This window comes from Rhizobium bangladeshense, assembly GCF_017357245.1.
GTDB classification, from domain to species: Bacteria; Pseudomonadota; Alphaproteobacteria; order Rhizobiales; family Rhizobiaceae; genus Rhizobium; species Rhizobium bangladeshense.
On the sequence record NZ_CP071614.1, the window covers coordinates 242041 to 257800 of the forward strand.

Annotated in this window: 14 protein-coding genes; 1 reads left to right on the plus strand and 13 read right to left on the minus strand. The window is 61.6% G+C overall.

Annotated features, from left to right (window positions below; translation table 11 throughout):
- Positions 1-7: 7 nt before the first annotated feature.
- From J2J98_RS25020 to J2J98_RS25040, 5 genes are all read right to left on the minus strand, one after another.
- On the minus strand, positions 8-832 hold the full coding sequence (locus J2J98_RS25020; RefSeq protein ID WP_207603539.1) for a cell wall hydrolase: 825 nt from the start codon (positions 830-832) through the stop codon (positions 8-10).
- Between the two features lie 248 nt (positions 833-1080).
- Positions 1081-2121, minus strand: a complete 1041-nt coding sequence (locus J2J98_RS25025) for a sulfate/molybdate ABC transporter ATP-binding protein (protein ID WP_207603540.1) — start codon at positions 2119-2121, stop codon at positions 1081-1083.
- Between the two features lie 10 nt (positions 2122-2131).
- Entirely contained in the window at positions 2132-3004 is an 873-nt protein-coding gene (gene cysW, locus J2J98_RS25030; protein ID WP_138395692.1) for a sulfate ABC transporter permease subunit CysW, read from the minus strand.
- Positions 2994-3851 (minus strand): sulfate ABC transporter permease subunit CysT, encoded by an 858-nt coding sequence (gene cysT / locus J2J98_RS25035; protein ID WP_064707186.1) that lies wholly within the window; start codon positions 3849-3851, stop codon positions 2994-2996. Before cysT ends, cysW begins: the two co-directional genes overlap by 11 nt.
- An 8-nt stretch (positions 3852-3859) precedes the next feature.
- The gene (locus tag J2J98_RS25040) at positions 3860-4885 is read right to left on the minus strand and encodes a sulfate ABC transporter substrate-binding protein (protein WP_207603541.1); all 1026 of its coding nucleotides are present in this window, start codon (positions 4883-4885) and stop codon (positions 3860-3862) included.
- Between the two features lie 358 nt (positions 4886-5243).
- Between J2J98_RS25040 and J2J98_RS25045 the strand changes: the two genes are divergently transcribed.
- Entirely contained in the window at positions 5244-6260 is a 1017-nt protein-coding gene (locus J2J98_RS25045) for a porin (RefSeq protein WP_064707184.1), read from the plus strand.
- Positions 6261-6309: 49 nt separating this feature from the next.
- On the opposite strand, the gene J2J98_RS25050 is transcribed toward J2J98_RS25045, so the two are convergent.
- The 8 genes from J2J98_RS25050 to J2J98_RS25085 all read right to left on the minus strand — a co-directional run bounded on the left by J2J98_RS25050 (position 6310) and on the right by J2J98_RS25085 (position 15760).
- Positions 6310-6765: a PTS sugar transporter subunit IIA gene (locus J2J98_RS25050; protein ID WP_138395690.1), complete on the minus strand. Its 456-nt coding sequence runs from the start codon at positions 6763-6765 to the stop codon at positions 6310-6312.
- A 41-nt stretch (positions 6766-6806) separates the two neighbouring features.
- On the minus strand, positions 6807-7499 hold the full coding sequence (locus J2J98_RS25055; RefSeq protein ID WP_138395689.1) for a response regulator transcription factor: 693 nt from the start codon (positions 7497-7499) through the stop codon (positions 6807-6809).
- Positions 7496-10204, minus strand: coding sequence for a sensor histidine kinase (locus tag J2J98_RS25060; protein WP_207603542.1), 2709 nt, complete (start codon positions 10202-10204; stop codon positions 7496-7498). Before J2J98_RS25060 ends, J2J98_RS25055 begins: the two co-directional genes overlap by 4 nt.
- 294 nt (positions 10205-10498) lie before the next feature.
- The gene (kdpC, locus tag J2J98_RS25065) at positions 10499-11068 is read right to left on the minus strand and encodes a potassium-transporting ATPase subunit KdpC (RefSeq protein ID WP_207603543.1); all 570 of its coding nucleotides are present in this window, start codon (positions 11066-11068) and stop codon (positions 10499-10501) included.
- A 20-nt stretch (positions 11069-11088) separates the two neighbouring features.
- On the minus strand, positions 11089-13149 hold the full coding sequence (gene kdpB / locus J2J98_RS25070; protein WP_207603544.1) for a potassium-transporting ATPase subunit KdpB: 2061 nt from the start codon (positions 13147-13149) through the stop codon (positions 11089-11091).
- A 65-nt stretch (positions 13150-13214) separates the two neighbouring features.
- Positions 13215-14918, minus strand: a complete 1704-nt coding sequence (gene kdpA, locus J2J98_RS25075; protein ID WP_064713383.1) for a potassium-transporting ATPase subunit KdpA — start codon at positions 14916-14918, stop codon at positions 13215-13217.
- Positions 14919-14984: 66 nt separating this feature from the next.
- Positions 14985-15074 carry a K(+)-transporting ATPase subunit F gene (locus tag J2J98_RS25080; RefSeq protein ID WP_003547774.1) on the minus strand — a complete coding sequence of 30 codons (90 nt, stop codon included), beginning with the start codon at positions 15072-15074 and terminating at the stop codon, positions 14985-14987.
- Between the two features lie 323 nt (positions 15075-15397).
- On the minus strand, positions 15398-15760 hold the full coding sequence (locus J2J98_RS25085) for a copper resistance CopC family protein (RefSeq protein WP_064707177.1): 363 nt from the start codon (positions 15758-15760) through the stop codon (positions 15398-15400).

Consider the following 15760-nt stretch of genomic DNA (forward strand, 5'->3'; position numbering starts at 1 on the left):
CGACATGTCAGCCGCCATTTGCCGGAATGTCCCCGCGCAACATGACGCTGTCATAGGCGGGGCGGGGGGTCGGAATCGCTATGCGCATTCCCGGCTCGGGTCCGGCCGAAGGTTCCGGCGCGGTTACCGGCGCCGTTATCTGCATCGGTGCCGTGCTCGCCGTGGCCATGGGATCGGGAGCCGGCAGGGGAACGGGGACGGCCGAGGGTATCAGAGCCTCGAATTGCGGCGGCAGCATGCTCTCGCCAGGCACATAATTCATCGCCACCTCATAGGAAGGCAGCGGCGGCGGCGTTTGAAGCGTGCCGTTGGAGTCGCGCTTTTCGTAGAAGGCGTTGCCGCCGGCGACCGTCACATAATGCATGTTGTTATAGGGGAATTTCAGCCCTTCGGTGTGAAAGAACATCGCATCCTTCACCGCCGGATGACGCGCGCCCTTCAAGAGGATCGCATCGGCGGCGGTGGCAAGCTGCGGTTCGGCCTGCGGCTTGACTTCGCGCGTCATTACGCCGGGCGCAAACTGCTTCTCCTGGGCGACAACGCCACAGATCGACGGCGGGTAGGCGCCTGAAGTCAGCCTGTTCATGACGACGGTGCCGACGGCGAGATAACCGTCTTCGTCGGAATGCTGTGATTCGAAATACATCGCGCGCTTCAGGCAGTCGCGATCCTTGGCGGTATAATTGAAAGTCACTTTCGCCGGTTGAACCTGCGTCGTCTTGGTTTTTGCCGCCGTCGTCGCCGGCTTTGGTGTTGTGGTGCAGCCTGTAGCCGCCAGTCCTACGAATAAAATCCCGACCAGGGATTTTCCAAAGGAAATCTCCGCCCTCAACGCCAGGTGCCTCCTATTGGATTAGTCCAGCCCTTTATGATTAACGCGAAAAGTTTTACCCGGCATGTTACAAAAATACAAACAACCTGCGATCACAAAAAGCCCCGGGGACTCTCGCCATATGCGATTCCTGCGATGATCCCCGCTGCCACCCGCCGCATTATCCCTCAGGTTTGAGGGATCGCAGACAATTCAAGCCGTTACTGCGCGATGTGCGCGCCGGAAAGGCACGTGTGGCGTACTTCAAATCAGCTGTGAAAGAGCTTCCAGCGGGTCGGCTTGAAGGCGACTCGATTGCGGTCGAGCCGGTCAGCCTCGCTCGGCGGTAGCTCGATTTCGATATGCGGGCGGTCATTGCCGATATCGAGCTCGATATGGCGCGTACCGGCCACGCGCCGGCTGGAAACGCGCTGACCGGCAATGCAGTTTTCAGCTGATTCGCAGAGCCTGACATCATGCGGGCGGAAGTAGAGCTGCGCCGGTCCATCCGGCTCGCCAGCGGCATTGAGGCCGAGCGAGCGACCTTCGAAGAGGATGTCGCCGCCTGATATATCGACCTGCAGGCAGTTCGATTGACCGATGAAGCCGAAGACGAAGGGCGAGTTCGGATTATCGTAGACTTCATCGGGTGTTCCGACCTGTTCGATCGCGCCCTGGCTCATGACGACGACCCGGTCGGCAAGCTCAAGCGCCTCGTCCTGGTCGTGGGTGACGAAAACGGTGGTGTGGCCGGTGCGGTCGTGGATCTCGCGCAGCCATTTGCGCAGGTCCTTGCGCACCTGGGCATCGAGCGCACCGAAGGGTTCGTCGAGCAGAAGCACGTTCGGCTCGACGGCCATGGCGCGGGCGAGCGCCACGCGCTGGCGCTGGCCGCCGGAAAGCTGGGCGGGATAGCGTTTTTCGAGACCTGATAGCTGGACGAGTTCGAGCAGTTCAAGCGCCCGCTGGCGGATGTCTGCCTTCGCCGGACGCCGCGCACCCTTTCTGACCCTCAGGCCGAAGGAGACGTTGTCGAGCACCGTCATGTAGCGGAAGAGAGCATAATGCTGGAAGACGAAGCCGATATTGCGTTGCTGCACTGATTTCTTAGAGGCATCCTCCTCGCCGAAGAAAATCTGCCCTTCGGTCGGGCTTTCCAAGCCGGCGATCAGGCGCAGCAATGTCGTCTTGCCCGATCCCGAAGGGCCGAGCAGTGCGATCAGCTCGCCCGAGCGGATGTCGAGCGAGACATCGTGCAGCGCCGGAAAACGCTCGAATTCCTTGCGGATGTTTTGAACACGTACTTCCATTTCAGATCCTTCAGTGCCGCCGGCTGGCGGATATTTCGGCGCTGTAGCGCATTTCCAGCAGCGTCTTCAAAACAAGGGTCACGAGCGCCAGCAGAGCCAAGAGGGTGGCGACGGCAAAAGCGCCGGTGAAATTATATTCGTTGTAGAGAATTTCCACCTGCAGCGGCATGGTATTCGTCTGGCCGCGAATATGACCGGAGACGACCGACACGGCGCCGAATTCACCCATGGCGCGGGCGTTGCAGAGCAGCACGCCGTAGAGCAGACCCCACTTGATGTTCGGCAGCGTCACGTACCAGAAGGTTTGCCAGCCGCTGGCGCCGAGCGACAGGGCGGCCTCCTCGTCGGCGGTTCCCTGTTCCTGCATCAGCGGGATCAACTCGCGGGCGACGAAGGGGAAGGTGACGAACATGGTGGCGAGCACCAACCCCGGCACGGCGAACAGGATCTTGATGTCATAGGCACTGAGCCATTGGCCGAGCCAGGTATTGGCGCCGAATAGAAGCACGAAGACCAGACCTGATATGACCGGTGAAACCGAGAAAGGCAGGTCGATCAGCGTCGTCAGAAAGGCCTTGCCCTTGAACTCGAACTTGGCGATCGCCCATGCAGCGGCCACCCCGAAGGCGAGGTTGAGCGGCACGCTAATGCCGGCGACGATCAGTGTCAGGCGGATCGCCGAGAAGGTTTCGGCATCGATCAGCGCTTCGAGAAACGGGCCGGCGCCCTTGCGGAAAGCCTCGACGAAGACGGCGGCGAGCGGCAGCAGCAGGATCAGCAGCAGGAAGACGAGCGAAACGGCGATCAGGCTGTAGCGCGCGATCCGGTTTTCGGTCGTCACCGAACGCAGCTTTGCCGGTTGGACGGTCGCATCAAGCGCCATAGCCGTACCTCCGCCTGCTCCAGCTCTGGATGAGGTTGATGACCAGCAGCATGGCGAAGGAGATGATCAGCATGATCGCTGCAATGCCGGTCGCCGCCGCATAATTATATTCTTCGAGTTTGATGACAATCAGCAGTGGGGCGATCTCCGATTTGAACGGCAGGTTGCCGGCGATGAAGATGACCGAGCCGTATTCGCCGACGCCGCGGGCAAAGGCGAGCGCAAAGCCGGTGAGCACGGCCGGCGCCAATCCCGGCAGCAGCACGCGGAAAATCGTCTGCAGGCGGTTGGCGCCGAGCGTTGCCGCAGCCTCTTCCACCTCCTTGTCGATTTCCTCCATGACCGGCTGCACGGTGCGTACCACGAAGGGAAGGCCGACGAAGATCAGCGCCACGACGATGCCGGCCGGAGTAAAGGCTATCTTGATGCCAAGCGGCGTCAGGAACTGGCCTATCCAGCCGTTCGGCGCATAGAGCGTCGTCAGCGCGATGCCCGCAACGGCGGTCGGCAGCGCGAAAGGCAGATCGACCATGGCGTCGATGATGCGCTTGCCGGGGAACCGGTAACGCACAAGCACCCAGGCGAGGATGATGCCGAAGACCGCATTGACAATAGCGGCGATGAAGGCGCTGCCGAAGCTGATGCGCAGCGCGTTCAAAGTGCGCGGATCGACCGCGATCGACCAGAATTTCTCCCAGCCGAGCGCGCTCGACCGGACGGCGAGGCCCGAGAGCGGGATGAGGATCAGAAGGGTGAGCCAGGTCAATGTAAGGCCGAGCGCCATTCCGAAACCCGGAATGACGCTCGGCCGTTTGAACCGCCACCGCGTGGGGCTATGTGCTTTCATGAAGTCTATTATTGTGCCGGCTTGTAGATTTGGTCAAATACGCCGCCATCCCCGAAGAATTTCGGCTGCGCCTCTTTCCAGCCGCCGAAATCGTCGATGGTGGCAAGCGTCAGCTTCGGGAAGCGGGCGATGTCGGCCGGATCGGCGGCTTCAGGCTTGATCGGCCGGTAATAATGCTTTGCGGCGATCTTCTGGCCTTCATCGGAATAGAGGTAGTTGAGATAGCCTTCGGCGACCTTGCGCGTGCCCTTCTTGTCGACATTGCCGTCAACGACGGCGACCGGCGGGTCGGCACGGATGGAGAAGGTCGGCGTCACGATCTCGAACTGATCGGGGCCGAGCTCTTCGAGCGAGAGATAAGCTTCGTTTTCCCAGGCGAGCAGCACGTCGCCGAGGCCGCGCTGGACGAAAGTGGTCGTGGCGCCGCGTGCACCGGTATCGAGAACCGGAACGTGCTGCAGCAGCTTGCCGACATAGTCCTGCGCCTTGGCATCATCACCGCCATTCGCCTGCTTGGCCCATGCCCAGGCGGCAAGAAAATTCCAACGGGCGCCGCCCGAGGTTTTCGGATTGGGCGTGATGACCTGCACGTCATCCTTGATCAGGTCGCCCCAATCTTTGATGCCCTTCGGGTTGCCTTTGCGGACGAGGAAAACAATCGTCGAGGTGTAGGGCGTCGAATTGTTCGGGAGCTTGCTCTTCCAATCGGCCGGAATCTTGCCAGTTGCCTTGGCGATGGCGTCGATATCGCCTTCAAGGGCAAGCGTGACGACATCTGCGTCGAGGCCGTCGATGACAGAACGCGCCTGGGCGCCGGAGCCGCCATGAGAGGCTTTGATCGTAACGGTTTCACCAGTGTCCTTCTGCCACTTGGCGGCAAAGGCAGCATTGAAATCCTTGTACAATTCGCGCGTCGGGTCATAGGAAACGTTAAGCAGCGCCTGATCCGCGTATGACGGCGCAACGCTCGCGATGACGAAGCTGCCTGCCATGACCGCGGCTGCGAGGAGCCGGGTGAGCCGTATTGTCTGCATGGGAACCCTCCTGTTTCTGTCTTAACTCTATCAAGTCAGTCGTATAATGAAACGAAACATCTTCCGGTTCTGGGGGGTCGCTTAGAATGTCATTCCATTTGAGGGTCGATTTTGAAATGGACGCGCCAGAGTTGGCCGCGGCCAATCGCACTGCCGCCGCCGCCTTGCCGCAGAACCGTGTTTTTTTCGCCACAGTTCCTCCACATCAGACGCGGGCAATGCTGATTTTTGCCCATGTTTTGCCGCGATGACGCTTGCGGATTCCTATATGGCGGCGGTGCGGTCGTATCGCCGGCCGCTACGTGGGGGCATCCCTTGAAATGCGCCTCACACTCCAAACCTGTTAGGGCCATTCAAAATGAATATCAGAACTATCCTTTTTGCCTCCGTTGCCGCCCTTGCCGCGGCCTCCGGAGCACGCGCAGCCGACGCCATCGTGGCGGCGGAACCCGAGCCCGTGGAATATGTTCGCGTTTGCGACGCCTACGGTACCGGCTATTTTTATATTCCGGGAACGGAAACATGCCTTTCGATCGGCGGTTACATCCGTACCGAAGTGCGCTTCGGTGACAACATTGCCGGCGATTCCGACGTAAACTTCTGGACTCGCGGTCAGGTCACCTTCCAGGCCAAGAACGACACCGAGTACGGCACGCTTACCGGTGTCATGACGCTGCGTTACAACGTCAATAATGCCTCCGATCAGGAAGCGCTGCTGGATGAAGGCTACCTCGATATCGCCGGTTTCCGCGTCGGTAAGCTGTACAGCTGGTGGGACGACGACATGAGCGGCGAGACCGACACGCTTGCCAGCAACGAGACGACCCACAACTCGATCCGTTATCAGTACGAGAATGGTGCCTTCGCGGCCGGCCTCTCGATCGATGAGCTGGAAGAAGACTACGCCACCAAGCCGGGCGAAGGCCCGAACAACTTCGGTGTGGCAGGCCAGGTCTCCTACAAGGCCGGCGCTATCAGCGCTTACCTGCTCGCCGGTTATGACACCGACACCAGCGAAGTCGCGGTCCGCGGTATCGTCTATGCCGATATCGGCCCAGGCACGCTCGGCATTGCCGGCATTTGGGCAAGCGGCGCCAACTACTACTACGAAGAGTCCGAATGGACGATCGCAGCAGAATATGCCTTGAAGATCAACGATAAGTGGAAGATCACTCCCGGCTTCCAGTACTTCGAGAACATCGCTCTCGAAGCTGACGGCAATGGCTTCACCGGCGGAAGCGCCTACACGACCGGTGTGACGATCGACTACCAGATCGTCGAAGACCTGCGTTCGAAGCTCAGCGTGCAATATCACGATGAGGACGAAGGTGACGACGAAGTGTTCGGCTTCCTGCGCTTCCAGCGCGATTTCTAAGATCGTCTGATTGCAGCGAGTGGGGCGCGGCCTTTGGGCCGCGCCTTTTTCATGCCCGTGAATCGGCGATGAAGCCGGAATAGAATTCGTCCGCCGTCCTTGCCTTGCGTATGGCGGCCAGCAAGCCATCCGATTGCAGCCTCCGGGCAATGGCAGACAGCACGTTCAGATATTCGCCGCGGTTGTTCTCCCCGAAAAGCAGCACGAAGGCGATGTCGGTCGGGATATCGTCGATCGCCTCGAAATCCAGTGGCTGCGCGAAACGGATGAGGACGCCGCGCGGGCTCGTCATGCCCTCGATGGCGGCATGCGGAATGGCTATGCCGTTGCCGATGCCCGTGGAGCCGAGCCTCTCACGCGCTTCGAGCTCCTTCAGGATGATTTGGCTGTCGACGGAGAAGGCCCTGGCGGTCTTTTCGGCGATAATCTGCAGCGCGCGCCATTTCGTCGGTGCCGAGACGCCGATGAAAGTGTGCTCCGGCCGGATGATGTTGGGAAGGTTCATGGCATTCTCGATAAGTGTTGTCGAACACCGGGAGAGAGAGATCAGTCCGGTTCCCTGAGCCGATAGCCGACGCCGGTCTCGGTGGTGATATAGTGCGGCTGGTCGGGACTTTGCTCGACCTTTTGCCTGAGCTGCCTGATGTAGACGCGCAGATATTGCACATCGGCTGCCGGCCCCCATACCTGCTTTAAGAGAAACTGGTGTGTCAGCACCTTGCCTGCATGCTGGGCGAGCACGCGCAGGATGTCATATTCCTTCGGCGACAATTTAATCTCCTCGCCGTCAACCTTGACGATGCGCTTGACGAGGTCGACCGATAGCCCGCCAGTCTGGAAGATCGCCTTTTCGCCCTGCTGCTGCAAGCGATGGCGCAGCGCCACGCGGATGCGGGCACCAAGTTCGTTGATGCCGAAGGGCTTGGTGACGTAATCGTCGGCGCCGCTTTCCAGCGCCTTGACGATGCCTGCCTCATCGGTGCGGCTGGACAGGATGACGACGGGTATGGAATGCCCTTCGTCTCGCCATGCCTGCAGCAGGTCATGGCCCGATATGTCCGGCAGGCCGAGATCGAGCAAGATGAGGTCGGGCCTGGAGTCGGCGACCGCCTGACGCGCGCTCGAGGCATTCGGCGCCTCCTGTACTTCATAGCCTTGTGCGGTCAGGCCGACGCGGAGCAGTTTGCGTATCGGAGGCTCGTCGTCGACGACGAGGATTTTGACGGCTGAACCGGTCATTTGAGTTCATCCAGTTTCGGTATGTCGTTGGGTTTCGGCAGACGGATGGTGAAGACCGCGCCGGGGCGGCTCGCCCGGTTTCCGGCGGTGATCGTGCCGCCCATCGCCTCGATGAAGCCGCGGCAGATGGACAGGCCGAGGCCGGTGCCGGCGCGCACCTGATCGCCCTTGCGCACACGGTAGAAGGTGTCGAAGAGACGGGTGAGATCGGCCGCCGGAATGCCCGGGCCCTCGTCCGTGACTTGCAGGACGACGTTATCGGCATCGGCCCAGCCCTCGATGTGGACCACCGATCCCTCAGGGGCATATTTCGCGGCATTGTCGAGAAGGTTGAAGATCACCTGCTCGAACAGGACGGCATCAACACGCACCATCGGCAGGTCAGCGGGAAAACTCGTCTCGGCCTTGTGGTGCTCGAGGATCTTTCCGGCGCGGCGCAGCGCACTGCCGACGATATCGCCGGGATAATGCAGCGCGAAATTCGGCTCCATCGCACCGGATTCGATCTTGGTCATATCGAGAAGGTTGGCAATGAAACGGTTGAGGCGCTCGGATTCGTCGACGACGGTGGAGAGCAGATCGCTGCGATCCTCCTCCGGCATGGCGGCAAAATAATTACGCAATGTGCCGGCGGCGCCGAGGATGGCGGCAAGCGGTGTTTTCAGGTCATGCGATATTGAGGTGAGCAGGGCCGAACGCAGCCGGTCCGCTTCGGCAGCGAGCCTTGCCCGGTCGACATCGGCAACGAGCTGGACGCGTTCGATTGCGAGGGCCGCCTGGTCGGCCAGCGCGTCGAGCAGCCGCTGCTGCTCAGGCGTCAGCAGCGGCCCGTCGCGGCGGTCGCTGTCGAGGCCGATGACACCGACTGCGGTGCGGCCCGTTCTGAGGGGCACATAGAGGCGTTTGGCGCCGGGCAGGGTATCGGCGCCGCGGCCGGCGGCGTGATTGTGCTCCCAGGCCCAGCGGGCGGCGGCGATATCGGCATCGTCGAGCGTATCATCGGGCGGGTAACCGGCCTTGACGGCGATGCTGCCCTCTTCCGGCAAGAGCAACACGACGCGGACCTTCAGCATCGAGGCGAGCTGGAAGGCGGTCGCCCAGAGCACGTCGTCAAGCGTGCCGGTGCCGGCGAGCTTCTTTGAGAAAAGATAGAGATCTTCCGTCGTGCGCGCCCGCTGCCTGGCGGCGGCAGCCTGACGCTGAACGGTCGCGGTCAGGTTGCTGGCAATGATCGCGACGCCCAGAAAGAAGAATAGGGCAAGCACGCTTTCCGGATCGCTAATCGTCAGCGTGTAGCGCGGCGGCAGGAAGAAAAAGTTGAAGGACAGTGCACCGAGAATACAGCTGTAGAGCGCCGGCCGTAGCCCATGCAGGACGGCGGAGGTCAGAACCGCCATAAGGAAGACGAGTGCGAGGTTGCGCACGTCGAGCACCTGGTCGAGCACGATGCTGACAGCGAGCGCGACGGCGACATAGACGGTCGCCAGCAGATAGGCTCTGAAATCAAACTGGGGAGCGGAGGCCGCCGCCCGGACCCCGCGTGCGGTGGTGCCGTCCTTCTCATTGCCTGAAATGACATGGACGCTGATCTCGCCGGTCTTGCGGATCAGCTCGTCGGTGATCGAACGGCTCCACCAGTCGCGCCATGTCGCCGCCTTGGGAGCGCCGATGACGATGTGGGTGACGTTGTTGGCGGTGGCATGGCGGACGAGCTCTTCGGCCACTTCGCGGCCGGGAATGGTAATCGCCTCGCCGCCGAGCTGTTCCGCAAGACGCAGCGTCGCGGCAACGGTGTCGCGCTCGACTTCGGTCAGATTGACCGAACGGTTGGTCTCGACATAGACGGCGGCCCAGGGCGCACGCAGGCGCGAGGCCATGCGGGCTGCATATCGCACCAGCGAGGCGGAGCGTGGGTGATGGTCGACGGAGACGAGGACACGTTCACCTGCCGCCCATGGGCCGGAGATCGCGTGAGCCTGCATATGGGTGAGCAGCTGATCGTCGACGCGCTGGGCGGTCTTTCGCAGCGCCAGTTCTCGCAGCGCCGTCAGGTTGCCCGGGGTGAAATAGTTGGTCAGCGCCCGCTCGGCGGTGCGGGGCACGTAGACCTTGCCGTCATGCAGCCGCTTGATCAGATCGTCCGGGGTCAGATCGATGATCTCGACGTCGTCGGCAAGGTCGATGATCGAATCCGGCACCGTCTCACGCACGCGGATCCGGGTGATCTGAGAGACGACGTCGTTCAGGCTTTCGACATGCTGGATGTTGAGCGTCGTGTAGACGTCGATGCCGCGATCGAGCAATTCCTTGACATCGAGGTAGCGCTTCGGATGACGGCTGCCCTCGGCATTGGTATGGGCGAGTTCGTCGACCAGCACGAGATCGGGTCTGCGGGCGAGGATGCCGTCGAGGTCCATTTCCTCGAGCGGGCGGCCCTTATAGTCGATTTTGGCTCGGGGGATGATCTCGAAACCGGCGAGCAGCGCCTCGGTCTCCTTGCGGCCGTGGGTTTCGACGACGCCGATGACGACGTCGAGACCGTCGGCGATCTTGGCACGGCCGGAGATCAGCATTTCGTAGGTCTTGCCGACACCTGGGGCGGCGCCGAGGAAAATCTTCAGACGGCCGCGCATCTCTGCCCGGGCTCTTTCGAGAAGGGCATCGGGCGAGGGCCTGCCGGCCTGGTCGCGATTGTCGTCTGGCATGTGTGTGGTCTTTCTGCAGATGGCCACCGAGAATGCGTTACGTCCGTACCCTCATCAACTCAGTGCAGCCGAGGTGCCGGCATTGTTTGGTTCAGCTGGCGGGCCGAAATTCCTGACACAAGTGTCTTCACCGTAAGCGGTGCGTCACGCCCGCCCAACCCTCCGTCATGCTCGGCCTTGAGCCGAGCATCCACTGCCGCATCCACCGGTAGCTGCGGCATGGATCCCCGGGTCAAGCCCGAGGGATGACGGAGAGTTGGCCTTGTCGTCAAGCCGCACTAAACCTGCCAAACTTCACTCAGTCATAGAATTATCAAGGCTTTGGTTCAACGCCAGAACATTGACGGTGGGTTCGCCGAGGATGCCGAGTTCGCGGTCGTGAATGGCGCGGTCGACCAGCGCCTTGACCTTCCCCTCATCAAGGCCTCGCGCCTTGGCGACGCGCGGCACCTGGAAGTAAGCGGCCTCGGGCGAGATATGGGGATCGAGCCCGCTGCCCGAGGCGGTGACGAGGTCGGCGGGCACTTCGGCGTTCGGGTTCGCCGCCTTGGCGTCTTCATAATCGCCCTTCACGCGGTCGATCAGCTTTTGGCTGGTCGGACCGAGGTTCGAGCCGCCGGAGGCGGCGGCATTGTAGCCGTCGCCGGCGGCCGAGGGACGGCCGTGGAAATATTGGTCGCTATTGAAGGCCTGGCCGATCAGCGTCGACCCGATCACCTGGCCGTTCTTCTCGATCAAGCTGCCGTTTGCCTGAATGGGAAAGAGCGCCTGGGCAGCACCTGTCATCGCAAGCGGATAGAGAAGTCCGGTGATGGCCATGGTGGCGACGATCATCACGACTGCCGGGCGAAGTTCTTTCAACATGTTCTTGCTCCTTGACGTGTTCAGGCCAGGCCGAGGGCCGCGACGGCCATGTCGATGGCCTTGATGCCGATGAAGGGAACGATGATGCCGCCGAGGCCGTAGATCAGCAGGTTGCGCGACAAGAGCGCGCCGGCGCCGATCGGCCGGTAGCGGACACCCTTCAGCGACAGCGGGATCAGCGCGATGATGATCAGGGCGTTGAAGATGATCGCCGAGAGGATGGCACTCTGCGGCGTCGACAATCCCATGATGTTGAGGGTGCCGAGCTGCGGGTAGAAGGCCAGGAACATCGCCGGGATGATGGCGAAGTACTTGGCGATGTCGTTGGCGATCGAGAAGGTCGTCAGCGCGCCGCGCGTCATCAACAGCTGCTTGCCGATCTCGACGATCTCGATCAGCTTCGTCGGGTCCGAGTCGAGATCGACCATGTTGCCGGCCTCGCGGGCGGCGACCGTGCCGGTGTTCATGGCGACGCCGACATCGGCCTGGGCAAGCGCTGGGGCATCGTTGGTGCCGTCGCCGCACATGGCGACGAGCTTGCCCTTGGCCTGTTCGTCGCGCATCAGCGCCAGCTTCATCTCCGGCGTCGCCTGGGCGAGGAAGTCGTCGACGCCGGCCTCTGCGGCGATGGCCGCTGCCGTCAGCGGGTTGTCGCCGGTGATCATCACCGTGCGGATACCCATGCGGCGCAGTTCGGTGAAGCGTTCGCGGATGCCGCCCTTGATGACGTCCTTCAGCTGGATAATGCCGAGCAGCCTGCCGTCGCGGGCAACGGCGAGCGGCGTGCCGCCTGACTTGGCTACCTCGTCTGATATCGACTGCAGCTCGCGGACGAGCCCGCCGCTGTTCTTCGAAGGCGCGTTGCCGTTGACATAGGCAAGCACGGTATCGACGGCGCCCTTGCGGATCGAGGCGCCTTCGAGATCGACGCCGCTCATGCGGGTCTGGGCGGTGAAGGGCACGAAGCTAGCCTTGAGGCTCGCCATGTCGCGGCCACGGATCGCATATTTTTCCTTGGCGAGGACGACGATGGAGCGGCCTTCCGGCGTTTCGTCGGCAAGCGAGGCAAGCTGGGCGGCATCGGCGAGTTCCTGCTCGGAAACGCCGCGCACCGGGTGGAAGGCCGTCGCCTGGCGGTTGCCGAGGGTGATCGTGCCGGTTTTGTCGAGCAGCAGCGTGTCGACGTCGCCGGCTGCCTCGACGGCGCGGCCGGACATGGCGAGCACGTTAAAGCGGACGAGGCGGTCCATGCCGGCAATGCCGATCGCCGACAAGAGCGCGCCGATCGTCGTCGGGATCAGCGTGACAAAAAGCGCGACGAGCACAATGATCGGGATCGAGCCGCCGGCATAGATGGCAAAGCTCGGGATCGTCGCGGTGGCAAGCACGAAGATCAGCGTCATGCCAGCGAGCAGGATGTTGAGTGCGATCTCGTTCGGTGTCTTCTGGCGCTGCGCCCCTTCGACAAGCGAGATCATCCGGTCGAGGAAGGTCGAGCCGGCGGCCGCGGTGATACGCACGCGGATCCAGTCTGAGAGCACCTGGGTGCCGCCTGTCACCGCCGAACGGTCGCCGCCGGATTCGCGGATGACGGGGGCGGATTCGCCTGTGATCGCCGCTTCGTTGACGGAGGCCACGCCTTCGATGACTTCACCATCAGAGGGGATGATGTCACCGGCCTCAACGAGCACGATATCGCCGATCTTGAGGCTGGTTCCGGGCACCATGCGGTAGTCGGTGCCATTGTTGGCAGTGATGAGCTTGGCTTGGGTTTCGGTGCGTGCCTTGCGCAATGAATCCGCTTGCGCCTTGCCGCGGCCTTCGGCGACGGCCTCGGCGAAATTGGCAAAGAGCACGGTAAACCAGAGCCAAAGGTTGATCTGGAAAGAGAAGCCGAGATTGCCGTTGCCGGCGATGAGGTCGCGCAGGAAGAGGACGGTGGTCAGCACGGAAACGGTGGCCACGACAAACATGACGGGATTTCTGACAAGGGCGCGCGGGTCGAGCTTCTTGAAGGCGGCGCCAACGGCCGGAATGAGAATGCGAGAATCCATGATGCTCGCGGTCTTTGCCTGGCTCATAAGAGACTCCAGCTTTGAAAACGGGGATGGCGGTGCAACTTGTTACGGAGCGTCACGGCATCACCTCAGAAGGTCTGGCCGGCAATCATGACCAGATGCTCGACGATCGGGCCGAGGGCCAGCGCCGGGAAAAAGGTCAGGCCAGCGACGATCAGGATCGTACCGACGAGCAGACCGACAAAGAGCGGACCGTCCGTCGGGAAGGTACCTGCTGAAGCCGGAACGGCCTTTTTGGTGATCAGCGAACCTGCGATGGCAAGGGCCGGTATGATGACCAGGAAACGGCCGGCAAGCATGCCGATGCCGAGTGTGATGTTGTACCAGGGCGTATTGCCCGTGAGGCCGCCGAAGGCCGAGCCGTTATTGGCCGCGGCCGAGGTATAGGCATAGAGGATCTCGGAGAAGCCGTGCGGGCCGGCGGTGCCGATCGAGGCGACGGCGCCTGGCAAGACCGTAGCGATCGCGGTGAAAACGAGCATGGCGAGTGGCAGGCAGAGGATGGCAAGGACGGCCATCTTCATTTCCTTCGCCTCGATCTTCTTGCCGAGATATTCCGGCGTGCGGCCGACCATCAGGCCCGCGACGAAGACGGCGACGGTGATGAAGAGGAGGATGCCGTAGAAGCCGGCGCCGACACCGCCGACGATGATTTCGCCGAGCTGCATGTTGATCAGCGGGATAAGGCCGCCGAGTGCGGTGAAGCTGCCATGCATGGCATTTACCGCGCCGCAGGACGCAGCTGTGGTGATGACGGCGAATAGCGAGGACAGCACGATGCCGAAGCGGACCTCCTTGCCCTCCATGTTGCCGCCCTGCAGACCGAAAGCATGCATCAGTGGATTGCCGGCGGCTTCCGCCCAATAGGTGACGATGACGCCCGCAATGAAGAGGACACCCATGGTGGCGAGGATCGCCCAGCCCTGGCGCTGATTGCCGACCATGCGGCCGAAGACGTTGGTGAGAGCCGCTCCGATCGCGAAGATCGAGACCATCTGGATCAAATTGGAGAGTGCGTCGGGATTTTCGAAAGGATGGGCGGAATTGGCGTTGAAGAAACCGCCGCCGTTGGTGCCGAGCATCTTGATGGCAAGCTGCGAGGCGACGGGGCCGACCGCGATCGTCTGCTGTGTGCCTTCGAGCGTCGTCGCATTGACATAGGGGCCGAGCGTCTGCGGCACGCCGAGATAGACGAAGACGAGCGTCAGCACGATGCAGATCGGCAGCAGGATGTAGAGCGTGCCGCGGATCATATCCACCCAGAAATTGCCGATCGCCTTGCCGGACGACCGTGCAAAGGCACGAATGAAGGCGACGGCGATGGCCATGCCGGTTGCGGCGGAAAGGAAATTCTGCACCGTCAAACCCGCCATCTGCGTGAGGTAGGACATGGTGCTTTCGCCGCCGTAATTCTGCCAGTTGGTATTTGTGGGAAAACTGACGGCGGTATTGAAGGAAAGCTCCGGCGGGACGGCGGCCATGCCGGCCGGATTGTAGGGCAGAACGCCCTGCAGGCGCATCAGCGCGTAGAGGACGAGGACACCGAGCAGGTTGAACATCAGCATGGCGAAGGCATAGGAGGTCCAATGCTGTTCTTCTCCTTCGCTGGTGCCGGCCATGCGGTAGAGCCCGCGTTCGATTGGTACGAGGACGGGCGAGAGGAAAGTTCGCTCGCCGTTATAGACATGCGTCATGTAGCCGCCGAGCGGTTTGACGAGCAAAAGGACGATCCCGCAATAGAGCAGGATCTGAAGCCATCCGTTGAGGGTCATGGATTTAAACTTTCAATAGCCGGCTAGTTCTCGGTCGCACGTGCGCGGCCTGGAAAGCGCCGGTTTTCAGAAGCGTTCTGGGCGTAAGAGAGCGTAAGTGAGGTAAACGGTGAGAAACACGGTTACGGCGCCGCTCAGGACATAATCGAGGGTCATCGTCGTTTCTCCTTAGAGCCTGTCGCAGGTTCCGACATAGGCAAAGCACAGCGCGAAAAATAGGAACGCGGTGCCGAGCAGAATGGTATCCATCATGATCGTGACTCCTGTTGTTCTGTTGGAGTCAGACAAGACAAAGGGCCGCCGTTGGAGACTGCCTTTCATGCTTTCTGGCGTGGAGATGATCCTTGGATCTCTCGGGCACCAATATGGAGCCGGAGCGCATAAAGGTTCGAGACGGCCGAAACGGCATCAATATAAAAATCTTATAAATGCTTTCAGGCGGCTAGAGCGGAAACGAGAACCTGGCGCGATCTTGAAAATCAAGGCTCGACCCGGAACTGGTAACGGCCTTCGGCGCTGCGGCCGTCCATCGAGAGGACGCGCCAGTCGAGGGTGTAGAGGCCAGGCGCCATGGCGGGATCGAGCGGGATCTTGAAAATGGATCCGTCGGGGCCGGAGAGGAACGGCTTGCCCAGGGGAAGCGTCCTGCCTTGAGGATCGAGCAAGGTGGCGGTCGAGCGGGCAAGATCGACGGGACCGCTGAAGGTTAGCTCGACATTGGCCGGTACGAGCTCTTCTTCCTGCTGCTGTGAGGGCAGTGATGCTTGTTCCAGCGCCGCGGCCGCCTGGTTGGCGGCCAACAGCAGCGATGCGAACAGGCAGAATGACACGACCGACTTCAT